At 44.1% G+C, this 16,973-nt stretch carries 12 protein-coding genes; 6 read left to right on the top strand and 6 right to left on the bottom strand.

Annotated features, from left to right (window positions below; translation table 11 throughout):
• The first annotated feature begins 51 nt into the window (after positions 1-51).
• A complete protein-coding gene (ligA, locus tag FTU19_RS03720) occupies positions 52-2,091 on the top strand; it encodes an NAD-dependent DNA ligase LigA (protein WP_180130142.1) in 2,040 nt (679 codons plus the stop codon).
• Between the two features lie 222 nt (positions 2,092-2,313).
• Positions 2,314-3,288, top strand: coding sequence for a 23S rRNA (adenine(1618)-N(6))-methyltransferase RlmF (gene rlmF, locus FTU19_RS03715; protein ID WP_180052851.1), 975 nt, complete (start codon positions 2,314-2,316; stop codon positions 3,286-3,288).
• Between the two features lie 120 nt (positions 3,289-3,408).
• Here rlmF and FTU19_RS03710 read toward each other — a convergent pair whose 3' ends face one another.
• Positions 3,409-4,476, bottom strand: a complete 1,068-nt coding sequence (locus tag FTU19_RS03710) for an aldehyde reductase (RefSeq protein WP_034170652.1) — start codon at positions 4,474-4,476, stop codon at positions 3,409-3,411.
• A gap of 338 nt (positions 4,477-4,814) precedes the next feature.
• Between FTU19_RS03710 and bfr the strand changes: the two genes are divergently transcribed.
• On the top strand, positions 4,815-5,279 hold the full coding sequence (gene bfr / locus FTU19_RS03705) for a bacterioferritin (RefSeq protein WP_004783337.1): 465 nt from the start codon (positions 4,815-4,817) through the stop codon (positions 5,277-5,279).
• A gap of 53 nt (positions 5,280-5,332) precedes the next feature.
• Here bfr and FTU19_RS03700 read toward each other — a convergent pair whose 3' ends face one another.
• The 5 genes from FTU19_RS03700 to FTU19_RS03680 all read right to left on the bottom strand — a co-directional run bounded on the left by FTU19_RS03700 (position 5,333) and on the right by FTU19_RS03680 (position 10,637).
• Positions 5,333-5,752: a biopolymer transporter ExbD gene (locus FTU19_RS03700; protein ID WP_166136700.1), complete on the bottom strand. Its 420-nt coding sequence runs from the start codon at positions 5,750-5,752 to the stop codon at positions 5,333-5,335.
• A gap of 20 nt (positions 5,753-5,772) precedes the next feature.
• Positions 5,773-6,198: a biopolymer transporter ExbD gene (locus FTU19_RS03695; protein WP_005234255.1), complete on the bottom strand. Its 426-nt coding sequence runs from the start codon at positions 6,196-6,198 to the stop codon at positions 5,773-5,775.
• Between the two features lie 15 nt (positions 6,199-6,213).
• Positions 6,214-7,098 carry a MotA/TolQ/ExbB proton channel family protein gene (locus FTU19_RS03690; protein ID WP_179992868.1) on the bottom strand — a complete coding sequence of 295 codons (885 nt, stop codon included), beginning with the start codon at positions 7,096-7,098 and terminating at the stop codon, positions 6,214-6,216.
• Between the two features lie 39 nt (positions 7,099-7,137).
• The gene (locus tag FTU19_RS03685) at positions 7,138-7,842 is read right to left on the bottom strand and encodes an energy transducer TonB (RefSeq protein WP_180130139.1); all 705 of its coding nucleotides are present in this window, start codon (positions 7,840-7,842) and stop codon (positions 7,138-7,140) included.
• A 137-nt stretch (positions 7,843-7,979) separates the two neighbouring features.
• On the bottom strand, positions 7,980-10,637 hold the full coding sequence (locus FTU19_RS03680; RefSeq protein WP_180011936.1) for a TonB-dependent receptor: 2,658 nt from the start codon (positions 10,635-10,637) through the stop codon (positions 7,980-7,982).
• 725 nt (positions 10,638-11,362) lie between these two features.
• On the opposite strand from FTU19_RS03680, the gene FTU19_RS03675 reads away from it, so the two are divergent.
• From FTU19_RS03675 to FTU19_RS03665, 3 genes are read left to right on the top strand one after another with little or no spacing between them, the layout of a single operon-like run.
• Positions 11,363-13,120 (top strand): ABC transporter substrate-binding protein, encoded by a 1,758-nt coding sequence (locus FTU19_RS03675; protein WP_159123547.1) that lies wholly within the window; start codon positions 11,363-11,365, stop codon positions 13,118-13,120.
• A 22-nt stretch (positions 13,121-13,142) separates the two neighbouring features.
• Entirely contained in the window at positions 13,143-14,945 is a 1,803-nt protein-coding gene (locus tag FTU19_RS03670) for an ABC transporter substrate-binding protein (RefSeq protein WP_180130136.1), read from the top strand.
• 19 nt (positions 14,946-14,964) lie between these two features.
• The gene (locus FTU19_RS03665) at positions 14,965-16,968 is read left to right on the top strand and encodes a M3 family metallopeptidase (protein WP_180130133.1); all 2,004 of its coding nucleotides are present in this window, start codon (positions 14,965-14,967) and stop codon (positions 16,966-16,968) included.
• Positions 16,969-16,973 lie beyond the last annotated feature (5 nt).

Here is a 16,973-nt window from a genome sequence, read left to right as displayed (position 1 = left end):
AAGCTGAATATTGTATAGGGCGGATTTTCCGCCCTTTTTTATGGTGAAATTATGACCCAAGATGCCACTGTCATTGCGCAAATGCGTCAATTGATTCAACTGCTTGCCAAGCATAATCATGCTTATTATGTGATGGATCAACCTACGATTGAAGACAGTGAATATGATCAGCTCTTTCATCAGCTCAAAGCTTTAGAAGAACAATATCCACATTTACAACAGCCAGACACACCGACAGTTAAAGTAGGCGGTCAGGCACTTTCCAAATTTCTGACCGTAACGCATGCGGTGCCAATGCTGTCTTTAGGCAACGTGTTTAATCAGGATGATCTGTTTGCTTTCGCACGCCGTATTGAAGAGCGTTTACCCAATCAAAAGATTGAATACGATGTTGAGCTGAAATTTGACGGTCTGGCAATTTCCCTCTGGTATGAACATGGCGTACTGGTTCGTGGTGTCACCCGTGGTGATGGGGAAACTGGAGAAGATATTACCCAGAATGTCAAAACCATCCGTAACCTGCCGAAATTTCTGTCTCCAGTGAATGGCGTGATTCCAGAATTACTGGAAGTGCGTGGCGAAGTGCTGATGCCGAAATCCGGCTTTGAACGCCTGAATGCGGCCAATGCAGCGAAAGGTGAAAAAACCTTTGCTAATCCACGTAACGCTGCGGCTGGCAGTTTACGCCAGCTTGATCCGAATATTGCAGCTTCTCGACCTTTGGCTTTCTATGCCTATGGGATTGCCCAGTGTGTACCGCATCATGGTCAAACCACGATGTCAGCCAGTCTGGAATGGCTACAGCAGTTTGGCTTTGCTGTTGGTGAGCGGCATTTTATCTGCAGTAGCATCCAGGAAGTGCAAAAAGTTTACGAGCAGATCATTGAAGAACGTTCAAAGCTTAGTGTCGAAATCGATGGTATGGTCATTAAGGTCAATGACCTTAAACAGCAACAGAAACTGGGTTTCTTGAGCCGTGAACCACGTTGGGCAACGGCTTATAAATTCCCGGCAGTGGCTGCATTGACCACTGTTGAAAATATTGACTGGCAAGTGGGTCGTACCGGGACTCTAACGCCTGTAGCACGGTTGAATCCGGTTGCTGTGGGCGGCGTGACCGTTTCCAATGTGACCCTGCATAATATTGGTGAAATTCATCGTCTGGATGTGCGTATTGGTGATACCGTCAGCGTTTATCGTAGTGGTGACGTGATTCCTAAGGTTGAAAAAGTCTGGCCAGAATTCCGTCCTGCCGATGCGGTAGAAGTGTATTTGCCAGAGAACTGTCCAGTGTGTGATTCTCCTGTGGTCATGCCAGAAGGTGAAGCACTGGCACGCTGTTCAGGTGAGCTGTATTGTGCAGCGCAGCGCATTGAGACCATCCGTCACTTTGTTTCACGTAAGGCCATGGATATCGAAGGTTTGGGCGATCGCTGGGTGGAGTCACTGTTACATCTCAATCTTTTGAAAGATGTGTCGGATATTTATCACTTGCATGAGCATCGTGAGCAATTACTGCAAATCGAAAAAATGGGTGAAAAGTCCGTTCAAAATCTCATTGATTCGATTGAGAACAGCAAGAAAACTACATTGGCAGCGTTTATTTATGCGCTCGGGATTCGTGGCGTAGGTGAAACGACAGCACGTATGCTGGCCAATACTTTCCAGACTCTCGACGCTTTACGTAGTGCTGATGTAGACGCTTTAAAGAAAACACCGGATGTTGGTGATATTACAGCAGAGTGGATTGTTGATTTCTTCCAGGCACCGCATAATCTGGAAGTATTGGATCGCTTGTTGGCTGCCGGTATTCATTGGGATGCGCCAATTGCACCAACGCGCCAACCACTGAATGGCGAAAGCTGGGTAGTGACTGGAACTTTAAGCTCTATGGGACGTGATGAAGCGACGCAATTACTGCAAGCCTTAGGTGCACGGGTCAGTGGGAGTGTCTCTAGCAAGACCAAATGCGTGGTGGCGGGTGAAAAAGCCGGTTCTAAGCTCGATAAAGCAGAAAAACTCGGTGTGCCCGTGATCAATGAAGCGCAATTTATTGCTTTGATGAAGGAGCATGGGCAAATCGAAGAATAATTAGCTCTAAACAATGACTCAAATAAAAAAGACACCCAGGATGATGAATCTTAAGGTGTCTTTTTTATTGCTAGTTCAAAACTATAGGTGAATGAGAGGGGAGGATAGACAAATACAAGGACGGGTTCGGTAATGTAAGTTGAATTCACGTACAATAGATTCATTTGCAGGTATAGATCCTGCCTGATTGATTCTGTTCTCCCTTTGATGATTGGCATACACATGGCGCAAGCAAAGAAATCTTTTCCGCAACAAAAATCGCAATTACATGCACGAAATCTGCATCGCAGTCGTTACGATTTTCCTCAGCTGATCAAGAGTTGTCCGGAACTTGCACCTTTTGTCAGCCTGAATCAATACAACGATCTTTCAGTCAACTTTTCTGATCCACTGGCTGTGAAAATGCTCAATAAAGCATTGCTCAAGCATTTTTACGGCATTCAATATTGGGATATTCCTCAAGATTATCTTTGCCCACCGATTCCGGGTAGAGCCGACTATATTCACTATTTGGCTGACCTGTTAAGTGACAATAATAACGGCCAAATTCCAACAGGGCGTGCAGTTCAGGTGTTAGATATTGGGGTAGGTGCGAACTGTATTTATCCGATCATTGGGCATCGTAGTTATGGTTGGAAATTTGTTGGCTCAGACATTCATCCTGCATCGGTTAAAAGTGCTCAATTTATTGTGGAGGCAAATCCAAATCTCAGGAAGGGGATTCAGATTCGATTGCAGAAGACACCGAGCAATATTTTCAAAGGTGTGATTAAACCTTCAGATCGTTTTGATTTGACCCTGTGTAACCCACCATTTCATGCTTCACAAGATGAGGCAAATGCCACAGCAACGCAAAAATTACGCAAACTTGGCAAACCGGTTGATCGGTCTAAAGTGGTGTTAAACTTTGGTGGACAAAAGAACGAGCTGTGGTGTGACGGTGGAGAAGAACGCTTTGTTTGCCAAATGGTACAAGAGAGCACACAGTTTGCTGAGCAATGTCTTTGGTTTAGTACACTGGTTTCTAAGAAAACCACATTGCCTATGCTGTTAAATACCTTGCGTAAGTGCGGTGCAGTGGATGTAAAAACTATTAAAATGACGCAGGGGCAAAAAGAGAGTCGTTTTGTGGCTTGGACTTTTCTAGATACAAAGCAACAGCAAGCGTGGAAAAATGCGCGTTGGACTTCTGCTTAGCTTGTTTTTATGCAGGAATAGTGAGCTTGTGGGCGCATAAGTCGGTGTAGTAGCTCAAATTTAATCTGACAGACACCATAAAAAATCGGTCACTGTCAGATCAGGTTTGAGCTCGTACAATTAAGGAATATATTTCTTCACCACACCATCATCCAGCAATTGCTGGAAATGTTCGACCAAGCTTTCTTTTACTGGACGATATTCCAGACCGAGTTCATCCTTACTTTTTTGTGCATTAAAGAAAATTGGATAACCCATATTGAGTTCAACAAATTTACGGCTAAAGCCGGCCAGAGGACCAAAAATCTTGAAAGCCGTTTTTGGCAACTGGTTGCGCGGAAACGGGAATTTTGGACCAAATGCTTCACGCAGGATTTTACCCATTTCTAGCAGGCTCAAAGTCTCACTACAGATAATATAACGGCCATGCGCTTCCGGATTAAAGGCGGCACGGATATGGGCTTCCGCAACATCCTGAACATCCACCACACCATTCCACATTGGTGGAACACCCAGCAAGGTCATGCCATTGGCAAACTGTTGCAGAACTTCCACACTGCCTGATTGAGTATTAGGCGTTAAGGATTCCCCAAAGACCAGTGCCGGATTGATACAGATCAGGTCCCAGCGATCCTGTGCTTCCGCCATTTCCCAAGCTTTGCGTTCTGCCATGACTTTGGAATATGGATAAGGCTGATGGGTTTCTGAACTGGTGGTATTCCAGTGAGATTCATCAAAACTGGTGTGCTCGGTTTGCAAAATATCAATCGCATCGCCATACGTTGAGGCAATACTTGAGGTGACAATCACACGTTTGACAGATTCAGTTTTATTGACGCTATTCAGCACATTTTGCGTACCCAGAATTGCCGGTTCAATAATGTCTTTGAGCGCATCTTTATAATTGGTGACCACAAAAGGCGAGGCCATATGAAAGACAATTTCACAACCTTCCATGGCCGCATCAAAAGAACCGGGCTTGAGCAGGTTAGCTTCAAACAGCTTTAAGGTCCCCGGGCTGCTGTCTGCAATTTGTTCAAGGTGTGTATAACTCTGGGTTTTATTCAGGTCACGTACAGTGGCGTGTACGGTATAACCTTGTTTTAAAAGTTTCTGGATCACCCAACTGGCGATATAGCCAGATGCGCCGGTGACCAGAACAGGTGCTGTGCTATGTTGTAATGTCATATTTAAACCGTTGTTGTTTTGACTTCTTTCATCGTAGGTACAATTATGCATGAACCAGGCCAAACAGGTGAGTCCAAGATAAAAATAAGCAACAAGATAAGTGCTTATTAATATTTACAAAAATTAACGTTTGAATATTCCAGCTTGCTGGATTGAATAAAAACGGAATGAAAAATGCAAGATGTTGTTTTATAAATGGGATTTGTCCGAACAGAGAGCGTAAATGCAAGTGCTTCTCATTTTAATTATATAAAAATCAGATATTTACCATAATTTTGCTTTTGCAAAACAAACATCTTTTCTCCATAATAGGATGATAAAAGCAGGGAGTAATTCAAATGCGCGGTAATCCAGAAGTCGTAGATTATTTAAATATGCTGATCGGTGGCGAACTGGCTGCTCGTGATCAATACCTGATTCACTCTCGTATGTATGAAGATTGGGGTCTGACTAAAATCTTTGAACGCATCGACCATGAAATGCAGGAAGAAGCACAGCATGCAGATGCCCTGATCCGTCGTGTCCTTTTTCTTGAAGGTACGCCAAATATGCAGCGTGATGACATCGAAGTTGGTGAAGATGTAGTGACCTGCCTGAAAGCTGACCTGAAGCTTGAGTATCATGTCCGTGAAAAGCTGGCTCAAGGGGTCAAACTTTGTGAAGAGAAGGGCGATTATGTGACCCGTGACATGCTGCGCCAGCAAATGTCGGATACGGAAGAAGATCATACTTACTGGTTAGAAAAACAGTTACGTTTGATCGAGCTGATTGGTCTACAAAACTATATCCAGTCACAAATGTAAGATATTGAATAATAAAAAACCCAGCAGATGCTGGGTTTTTTGATTCTATAGACTTAAGAATTGTTGTTACTGACAATTCCGATTTTTTTCACTTCCAGACGCTGAGCCGCAGCCATCACCATCGCGATATGCTTGTATTCAGTTGCACGATCAGCCTTGATTTTAATCTGATCCTGATTGGCTTTTTGCGCTACGGTCTTGAATAAGGCCTCCAGCGCTTGAGCATTGGCCACCGGCTGATCATTCCAGAAGATCTGGCCTTGAGCATCGAGACGCAAATTCACAATCTCTGGCGGTTTTTCCTCAGTCGGTGGTGGTGTACCATTCGGCAGGTTGATATTAATCGAATTATTCGGCAATGGAATAGTGATAATAAACATAATCAGCAAGACCAGCATGACATCAATCAATGGTGTCATGTTGACGTCCAGCATTACATCATCATCCTGATTTGAGCCAACATTCATTCCCATAACTGGATTCTCCCTCAATCTTAAGGTGAAGCGGGCGGGGTCGTGACAAATGCAATCTTGCCAATACCTGCTTGCTGGGTAGTACTGATGACCTGATCAATCGCTTCAAAAGCTGTTCTTTGATCACCGCGAATATGCACCTCAGGCTGAGGACGTTTCTGGGCTTCTGCCTGTAAACGGGTCAGTAAAATTGCCTTGTCCGGAATATAGGATTCATTCCAGAAAATATCGCCATTTTTATTGACTGCCAGCTGGATATTTTCCGGCTTGGTTTCATACGGGACATTACGTTCTTCAGGCAGATCGACCGGTACGGTATGAATTGCAACCGGTACTGTAATCAGAAAAATAATCAGCAGTACCAGCATCACATCAACCAGAGGCGTGGTATTAATGGTACCAATGACCTCATCATCGCTGTCGTTTGAATTGACCATCATTCCCATGGTTGACCCCCATTTTTATTTTGTGTCGCGGTGAACAGGATTGTTTGAGCTGATTTCGCCGCTCAGTAGTACAGCATGCAGATCAGAACCGAAGGTACGAACTTCTTCCATTACAGCTTTATTACGGCGAGTTAACCAGTTGTAACCAAGTACTGCCGGAACTGCCACAGCCAGACCGATTGCAGTCATGATCAGTGCTTCACCGACCGGACCAGCAACTTTATCGATTGATGCCTGTCCTGAAATACCAATTGCAGTCAGTGCATGGTAAATACCCCAAACGGTACCAAACAGACCTACGAAAGGTGCTGTAGAACCGACTGTAGCAAGGAAGGCCAGACCACCACTCAGATGGCTTTGAATCTTGTCGACTGCGCGTGAAATAGAAATCGTAACCCAGGTATTAAAGTCGATACGCTCTAGTAAAGTACCGCCATGGTTTTTGGTTGACTTGATGCCTTTTTCAGCGATAAAACGATATACGCTGGCTTCATCCAGATTTTGCGCTGCATTATCCAGAGAAGAAGATTCCCAGAACTGATGCTCTGCTTCTTTGGCTTGTTTGCGAATCTTGCCTTGTTGCAAGCACTTGGTGATCATGATGTACCAGGTACCGATCGACATGATCACCAGAATGAACAGGGTCACTTTAGACACCATGTCGCCTTCTTTCCACATGGCTTCCAGACCATAAGGGTTGCTGGCAGGTTTTTCAGCTGCAGCAGGTGCTGGCGGTGTAGGCTCAGCGACAGTCGCAGGAGTTGGGGTTGCCGTTTCAGTGACTGTCGTTGCAGGTGTAGGGGATTCTTCAGCAAATACGGTTTGCAAAGGTAGTAAAGTACTTGCCGCAATGACACTTGCAGCAGTGATATTTTTTAAAGTGTGTCGTGCGTTTTTCATAATGAATCTCCTCATTTTGTTTTTAATCTGTTGTCTGGATCAGTCCAAGATAAATTCGTAGGGAATGTCGTACCAAGATTCTTGTGGTTCACCATTTTTCATTGCAGGTTTAAAGGTACATAAGCTGAAAGCCTTGGACGCTGCACGGTCAAGTGAACGGCTGCCACTGGATTTTTTTACTTTGGCCTCTTTCACTTTGCCGTCGGTATTCACAAAGACAGAGATCAGCACATTACCTTGCTCTTCATTCATTAATGCATCACGTGGATAATCTGGACGCTTACAGCCAGCTTCACCTTGAGATACGCCGCGTGTAACGCCAGTTGGTTGCGGTGGAGCAGCAGGTGCCGCTGCAACAACTGGAGCTGGTGCAGCCACCGGACTTGGGGATGGTGTTGCTGCAGCTACAGGCGTTGGTTCTGCAACCGGTTGAGTGACTGTTGGTGTAGGCTGTGTTTTCTGTACCGGAACCACTTTTTCTACCGGTTTAACCTCAGGCACTTGTGCCACTTTTTCTACAATTTTCGGTGGTTCTGGTGGTGTTTCTTTTGGTGGCTCAGGTTCAGGCGGCTTAATATCTTGAATAATCATTAGCTCAACTGGCTGTTCCGTTGGTTTAATAATGTCTTTTGCCATACCAGCCATGAGTACCAGGCCAACCAGGATATGCAAAAAAACAACGACCCCAATACCAGTCAGTTTTTTGGCGGAGTTTTTTTCTAAGTCTTCAAACTTTGTGCCCATCATGACTCCTAGAATTTAAGACAAACAGGAAATAACGGTTTATTTCGAAGGTGATTTAGCTGCATTATTTTTTGTTTGGCTAAAATGATATGAATACTGCAAATACAGCATGGCGCTGTATTTGCAAAAAGCTTGTCTTAGAATTTGTAAGTACCACGGATGTAGTAAGTACGACCTGTAGGATCTGAGTAACGAGGGTCATAACCGTATTGGAAGTTATCCAGAACATCAGATGCAGCAGGCTCTTCATCAAAGATGTTGAGGATACCGCCAGTCAACTCCAGGTTTTTGAAGCCTTTATAAGTTGTTGCGAAGTTATAAAGTGTGTAGTCACCCACATCACGTTCGCCAGAGTAGTCTTCATAACCACGAGTGAACTGTTGTTCAAAGATCATTTTCCAGTCTTCATAAGACCAGTTCAGGTTGGCAACATGTTTCCAGCGAACTACTGCCGGGTCTTCATATTTGCCTACCAGACCAGACCATTCACCGCCTGGTTCACTTTGGTAGTCCAGATTGATCACGTAAGTACCATCAATACCGAAACCGAAACGACCAGTAGATGTTTTAGGTGTCAGGTAGTTCAGGCTCAGGTCTACACCTGAAGTTTTTAAACCGCCAGAGTTCATCAGGGTAGTACGGATGTGCTGGATACGGCCTTCGCTATCACGTATGAAACGGTCTGCATAAAGGTCTGGATTACCAAAGATTGATGATTCACCCACTGTACCTACCAGACCATCGATCTCGATATTGAAGTAGTCAGCAGTGAAGACCAGGTTTTTGATTGGTTCAAATACTAAACCAGCAGTGAATGATGTAGATTCTTCTGGTTGCAGGTCAGGTGAACCACCTTGGGTACGCTTAAACTGGGTATTACATTCAACCTGATATTTAGGTTCGACTGGCGTGCCACCTGGACATAACACAGGGTCATTGTATTTCGCACCTGTCCAGGTTTCACTGATTGGCGCGTTGATTTCGTACAAGCTTGGTGCACGGAAACCGGTGCTATAAGATGCACGGAACATGACTTCCTTCATTGGTTCCCAACGAAGACCAACTTTCGGGTTGAAGGTATCACCGAAGTCGCTGTAGTCATCATAACGGGCAGCAATTTGAGCTTCCAGGCTTGGCAAGATTGGGATCTGGAATTCAGTAAAGAATGCTGTGATGTCACGATCACCCTTACTGATTGGTTTGCTCGGATCAATACCAGAACCTGGTACTTGAGCCACGATTTCAGAGTTTACTTTTGCTTCCCAGTCTTGAGTCGTGAAGCTACCACCGAAGGCAAAGCCAACATCACCTGCAGGTAATTCAAAAATTGGACGGCTGATTGTAAAGTCTGCAGTTGTAGACTCTAAAGAGGCGATGTTAGTTTCGCCATTAATCACAAATGATTCCCAAGGGGTATCGCCTGGACGTGCTGGACCGAATGGGTTAATACGACCTTCATTCAATGCAGTTTGCAGGTTGCTACGATGTAAGTAACCCCCTGTAAACTCATCAGTTGCTTCACTTTTCGCGTATGACACGCCTGCGTTGATATCCCAGCCTAATGCCTCACCTTCAATACCTGCAAAGAAGCGGTGAGAGTCATTGGTTGACATACTTTGACGGTTGCCTGCCTGAGAACGGAGGTAAAGTTGAAGTGGGTCACCGCTTAACTCGCCATCTGTAATAGCTGGAGTAATACCATTACCTGGATAGTATTGGCTGCTTGAAGGTAAAGTCACGGTACGGCCATAAACGTCTGGTGCAATTGAAGTGGATACTTCAGAACGTGTAAACACGTATTCACCAACCGCATTTAATGAATCATTAAGCTTGAATGTCCCTTTCCCTAATGCAGACAGGGTTTCAACCTGTGGTTTGATCGCAATTAAAGCCTGCGTATTTAGATAACAGAAGCCGTCATCTGGAGAAGACCATGGAACATTATTACAGTCATCTGGGTATGGGTTACCTAAGTAACCAGTGGTTGGATCATAGATGTTTGCCGGGAAGCCGCTTGCAGAGCCGGCATCAATACCTAATTCAGGAATTACACCACCACGGCGGCTGACTTTACGCTGTTGAGCATGGATCTGGTTAGATTTACGGTAGTCCAAGACACCCATGACGTTAAAGCCATTTTCATCCAGGTCACCGAAACCACCGAAGATCGCAGCTTGTTGTTTCTCACCACCTGAATGTTCAGTTTCATGTAAGGCTCCGGTAACGCCTAAGCCATTGTATTCAGATTTGGTGATGAAGTTGATTACCCCCGCAATCGCATCTGCACCATAAACTGCAGAAGCACCATCACGTAAAATCTCAATACGGTCAATCATCGCCATAGGGATGATGTTTAAGTTGGTACTATCTGTACTGAATGCACTATAGGCAAGACGGCGGCCATTTAAAAGCACAAGCGTTTTGTCTGAGCCTAGACCACGTAAGTTGGCTGTAGAACCTGAAGTATTACTTGCACCTACGTTTTGAGCAGTAGAGAAACCAGCCTGGTTGGCGCTGACTTTTACTAAAGCTTCTTCAACAGTAGTTACACCCTGGTTCGCAAGATCTTCACCTTTGATGACGGTGATTGGTGAAGAACTTTGTGCAGCAACCCCCTTGATTGATGAACCCGTCACTGTCACTTTCTGAACTTTAGTTGGCTGTTCAGCAGATGCAGCTTCTTCGGCATGGGCTAGCGGCAGACACATCATACTTAAGCTGAGTGCGCTTAACTTGAGTAGTCTTTTGCTGACGGTTGGAGCCCCCATAGATCCGACCAATTTATTTTTTTTCATCGTAAATTTCACCCTTTTGTTATGTGAAGTAGTGCTGGGTTGATCTAAGCAAGGCGGATGCCAACTTATAAAATTTTATATTTTTATATTTTTAAGTAATTGAAAAATATTAATTTAATTGAATTTGGTTTGATTTAGTCGAGTTATACTGAAGAAAAATTAAGAAGTCTGTGTATCGAATCTGAAGAAAGAAGGAAGTGAGACCCCTGTCAAAGCAATAAATAAATATTTAATGAATAAGAAAGTAGTCCAAAAATGAGAGGGAAATTGAATAAAGTTTAATCATGGTGCATAATTTTTACATAAAATATACAATATTTTTTTAAAATAAATTATTTATAATACAAGTACTTGTGTTTATTTATTGTTTACCTAAAGGTATACAATAGTGCAATAAGATGAAACAGGGTTGAGTTATTTTTGTGCGAAATGAACTTTAGTGAGAATTTTAAGGATAAAAATTTAATTAATGATTCATGGAAAATATTATGTTATTCATAATGTTTTAAATAATTAATAAAAATAAACTTTTTTCAGTTAAAAACAGGAAGAAATCCCTATTTTTTGCAAGGATGGCATGAAATTCGCTTTGTTCAGTTTATTCCATCTGTCCAGCTTTGACCCATCCATTGAAGCAAATATGGGATGATGTATTTAAAACTTCCTATAGCAATAAAACTTCAAGATAAAGAATAGGTACAAATTTGAAATCAGCACTTTTTAGTATGACGATTTTGGCCTTGGCTATGAGCTCGGGGCAAACTGCCTGGGCAAAATCATCTGCACATCCGGATAAAATTTTAAACCTGGCTTTCGAAGCACCTGATGATGGTTTTGATATGGTCAAAACCTATAATTTTTATAGTGGTAGCGTAGCTGAGGCCATTTTCGAGCCTTTGTTGCGTTATGACTATCTGGCCCGGCCTGCAATTTTGGCTCCGAATACCGCCGAGTCTTTACCCGTGGTTAAACAGGATGGCAAAGTTTATACTTTTAAAATCAAGCCAGGAATTTATTTCAGTCCGGATCCGGCCTTTCAGGGCAAGAAGCGTGAACTGGTTGCCCGGGATTATATTTATTCCATGCAAAGGGTGATGGATCCGAAAAATCATTCGCCTTCTTTTTCCTTTATCGAAGGCAAAATTCTTGGCGCGGATCAAGTTATCCAACAAGCCAAAAAAACGGGCAAATTTAACTATGATGCTCCGATTGCCGGTTTAAAAGCCCTAGATAAATATACCTTACAAATTACCCTGACCCGTTCAGACCTGAACTTTCCTTACATTCTGGCCTATGTCGCTTTTGCTGGCACTGCACGCGAAGTCATCGAACATTATGGCGATCGGGTAGGTCAGCATCCAGTCGGAACAGGGGCATACCAGTTACACAAATATGTGCCGCGTAGCCGCATTGAGTTAACCGCTAATCCAAATTATCGCGGTTTTGTCTGGAACTTTAAGGGGGATGGTTCAGAGTGGGATCAACGGATTGTTAAAGCCATGCAAGGCAAGCAGATGCCGCAAATCGGCAAGGTCAAGATCAGTATCATTGAAGAAGAACAATCACGTTGGCTGGCTTTAAAATCTGGACAATTAGACTATGACAAACTGACTGCAAGTGGCGCTGAACAGGCACTGGAAAATAAGCAGCTGAAAAGTGAATACAAGAAAAAAGGCATCCTGCATTATCCGAATAAAGAACCGGAAATCACCTATACCATCATGAATATGCGTGATCCGGTGATTGGTGGAGACTCACTGGAAAAAATTGCACTACGCCGTGCCATTGCCTTGTCCTATAACCAGAAAGAAGCCATCCAGCAGCTATATAAGGGGCATGCTGTTAAAGCTGAAATGATTCTTCCTGAAGGCGTGGGCGGATATAACCCGAATTATAGAAGCAGTATTGCCTATAACCCATTACTCGCCAATAAACTGCTCGATCGTTTTGGCTACAAGAAAGGCGCCGATGGTTATCGTACCTTGCCTGATGGCAAACCATTGGTTCTGAAAATGAACTCGACCAGCTCAAGTTCTTCCGTCATTTCTGCGGAACTATGGAAAAAGAACCTGGATGCAATCGGAGTAAAAGTTGAATTTAAAGTCAGTAACTTTGCCGACAATTTAAAAGAAGCCACCCAGTGCAAACATATGATGTGGGGTGGCGCCTGGATTGCAGATTATCCGGAAGGGGAAAACTTTGCCCAATTGCTGTATGGCCCAAATGCCCAGCAAGGTAACCTGAGCTGCTATACCTCTAAAGCCTATGACGCGCTGTATCAAACTGCGATGAAACTGCCGCCTCAGCAACGCACTCCATATTATGAGCAGATGAACCGCCAGATGGAGGCCGATAATCCATGGATTTTGCACAATACCCGGGTACGTAACTGGCTGATTCACCCACAGGTACAGGGCTTTAAGGCACATCCGGTGACTAGAGCAGTTTGGCAATATCTGGATATTGAACCTGTTAAAAAATAACTTGAGAAGATTAAGAACCAGTATGAATGTGAATACAAACGCTTTAAAAAAGCTGGCCAGTGGGGTTTTAATGGCCAGTTTAATGATGGCCGGTGCTGCACCCACATGGGCTGCCAATCCCGCCAATCCAAATAAAGTCTTAAAAACAGTCTTTCCCGCGGCTGAAACCGGTTTCGACCCCGGTTATATCCATGACCGTTATTCGGCCAAGATTAACTCGGCGATTTTCGAAACCTTATATACCTATGATTATCTGGCTTCCCCAGCGAAACTGGTGCCATTGACTGCGGTAGATATGCCTCAGGTCAGTGCAGATGGTTTGACTTATACGATTAAAGTTAAAAAGGGCATTTACTTTGCGGATGATCCGGTCTTTGGCGGTAAAAAACGTGAACTGACTGCCTATGACTATGCTTATTCTCTAAAGCGTCTCTTAGATCCAAAGCTTAATTCACCAAATAGCTGGTTGCTGGATGGTCGGATCAAAGGGCTGGAAGCATGGACAGCCATGGCCAAAAAAAATGGCAAAGTCTATGAAAATCCATTTGAAGGTATTCAGACTCCAGATCGCTATACCTTGGTACTCAAGCTGAATAATCCGGATCAGAACTTTCCGATGTTGCTGGCCCACGGTCCAGCTGCCGCAGTTGCACACGAAGTCATTGAAAAGTATAAAGACAAAGCTGGCTGGGTAATGAGTAAGCCGGTCGGTACAGGGCCTTATGTACTTAGTCGCTGGACACCGGGATCACGCATTATCTTAAAGCCAAATCCGGCTTACCGTGGTTTTGTCTGGAATTATAAAGCCAATAGTGCAGAAGACCAGGCGATTGTCAGTGCGATGCAGGGCAAAAAAATGCCTCAAATCGGCACCATTGATGTGCGTGTCATTGAAGAAGCCCAATCACGGATGTTGTCATTCAAGAAAAATGAACTGGATCTGGTGGAAATCGACGGCGATCTGGTCGTGCAGGCATTGGATGGTGACAAGTTAAAACCTGAACTGGTCAAGCAAGGCATCAAGCTGTCGCGCATGTTGGAGCCATCGATTAACTACCATTACTGGAATATGCAAGACCCGGTGGTGGGTGGCTTTACGCCAGAAAAAATTGCCTTACGTCGTGCGATGGCAATGGCTTTTTCTGTTGAAAATATGATTAGCGTATTACTAAAAGGAGATGGTGCAAAACTACACATGCCTATTCCGCCAGGAGTTGCAGGCTATTCACCCGCTTATAAAACCAGTACGCCATATTCGGTCAAGGCAGCCAACATGTTGCTGGATCGCTATAACTATAAGATCGGTGCGGATGGCTGGAGGAGAACTCCTGAAGGCAAACCTCTGGTGATTGAACTGATTACGGCCAATACCAGTCGTGGTCAGCAACAGGGCGAATTCTGGAAAAAGACCCTAGATAATATTCATATCAAACTGACCAGTAAGGCCATGCCATTTGCTGAAGGCATTAAGCTGGAAAAGCAATGTAAAACCATGTTTAAAAGCTCTGCATGGATTGCCGACTATCCTGATGCAGATAACTTCATGCAGCTGTTCTATGGCAAAAACGTCAATGTCACCAATAATGCCTGTTTCAAGCATGCGGAATATGACCGTTTATATGAACAGAGTCAGAGCATGCCACCGGGTCCTGAACGGGATCTGGTTTATCGCAAAATGACCCGTATTCTAGAGGTCAATATGCCAACCATGATGCTGTATAGCACCTACCGTAATGCATTAGCGCAACCTCATGTTATTGGACACAAGTCCCATCCGATTCTGTCCACAGAATGGATGTATATCGATATTGATACTAAAAAGTAAGAAAAAGCTGGAGATGAAGATGACATTAAAACACTTGAAATTTACCACACTCTGTCTGGCGATGATCGGGGGATCTCAAACCGTCATGGCAGAGACCCAAACCCAGCTTTTGCCTTTATTCAAGGCTGCAGAAATTCCGGCATTGTGCGATGCCAATCTGGATAAAATGCAAAAAGATATCCAGAAATTTGAAAGCCAGAAAATCAAAAATAAGGCTGAAGCCCGTCCTTATCTGGCAGCTTGGGATACATTGCAGGCATCGATTGGTGATTTTGTTTCACCTATCGGTTTATATAGCAATGTTGATCCTGATCCGGCCTTGCGTCAGGCAGCAGATGACTGTGAGCTGAAAATCAGTAAATACCTGACTTCCATGTATCAGAGTCCAAAACTGTATGCCCAGTTCAAGAAACTGAAAGCCACAGATCCGGTCGATGAAAAATTCCTGAAAGATATTCTGAATCAGTTTGAAAAAACCGGGGTACAACTCAGCGCAGAGAAACAGAAGCGTCTGAAGGAAATTATTGAAGAAAGTACCAAACTGGGGCAGGACTATTCCAAGAATGTACGTGATAACCCTGAAAAAGTTGAATTCACTGTTGCAGAGCTGAAAGGTTTACCTGCGAGCTATATCGCCGGTTTAAAGAAAAATGAAAAGGGCAATTATCTGCTCGGCTTCGACTATCCGGAATATCAGCCATTTATGGAGCTGGCAGAGAGTGATGAAGCTCGTAAACGTTATCAGACTGCCTATACCCGCCGAGGGACTGAGAAAAACCTCGAATACATGAAAAAGGCTATTGATCTGCGTTATGAACTGGCCCAACTATTCGATAAAGACAGCTATGCTTATGTTGTCTTAAAAGATCGTATGGCTAAAACCCCAGAAGCAGTGAATGGTTTTCTGGATGAGGTCTATGCCAAAGTTGCGCCATTAGAAAAGCAGGATGTTGAAGAATTACGTCAGTTCAAGGCAGAAACCTTAAAAATTCCTTTGGAAAAAGCAGAAATTGAGCGTTGGAGCCAAGGCTACTGGAGTGAAAAACTGCGTCAGGCCAAATATAAGGTGGATCAGGAAAAACTGCGTGATTATTTCCCGACTGAAGCCGCTCAAAAATGGTTATTTGCCGTATCCTCCGAATTATATGGGATTGAATTCAAGCCGGTAAAAGTCAAAGCCTGGCACGATGAAGTTGAATACTATGCCGTGCATGACAAAGCCACCGGTGAGTTTATGGGCGGACTTTATGTCGATAAATATCCACGTGAAGGCAAATATGGCCATGCTGCAGTCTGGGGCGTTTATGGTGGCAGCCGTTTAAATCATCGCCGTCCGGTCTCTGTTTTGGTGACCAACTTCAACCGTAAAGGTCTGAACAGTAATGAGCTGGAGACTTTTGTACATGAAATGGGTCATGCGCTACACGGAATTTTATCGAAAACCCGTTATACCGAGCAGTCAGGCACATCGGTAGAGCGTGACTTTGTTGAAGCACCTTCACAAATGTATGAAGAGTGGGCGCGCCGTTTCGAGACTTTATCTAAAGTAGCAGATTACTGTGAACCTGCTTGTCCGCGTGTCGATGAAGCCATGACCGAACGTTTAAAGAACGTGAAAAATTATGGCCGCGGCCTGCATTATGCCCGTCAGACTTTATATGCTCAGTACGACATGGCCCTGCACGGTAAAGATGCGAAAAGTATTGATCCATTAAAACTCTGGCAAGATATGGAAAGTAAAACTGCATTGGGTTCTGTTCCAGGTCAGCAATTCCCGGGTCAGTTCGGACACTTGATGGGTGGCTATCAGGCGGGTTATTACAGCTATATGTGGTCTGAAGTGCTGGCACTCGATATGTTGTCTGCTTATGGTGACCATCTGATGGATCCAAAAGTCGGCATGCACTATCGCGAGACTGTACTAGCACAAGGCGGACAAAAGCCGGGCGATCAGATGGTTAAGGATTTTCTGGGCCGTGATCCGGACAGCAAAGCTTTCTTTAATGAAATTTCAGGACATTAAGTCAA

This window comes from Acinetobacter sp. YH12072, from assembly GCF_013419565.1.
Taxonomy (GTDB): Bacteria; Pseudomonadota; Gammaproteobacteria; order Pseudomonadales; family Moraxellaceae; genus Acinetobacter.
Note: the sequence above shows the minus strand (reverse complement) of the source record. Positions and strands in the feature narration are given on the sequence as shown.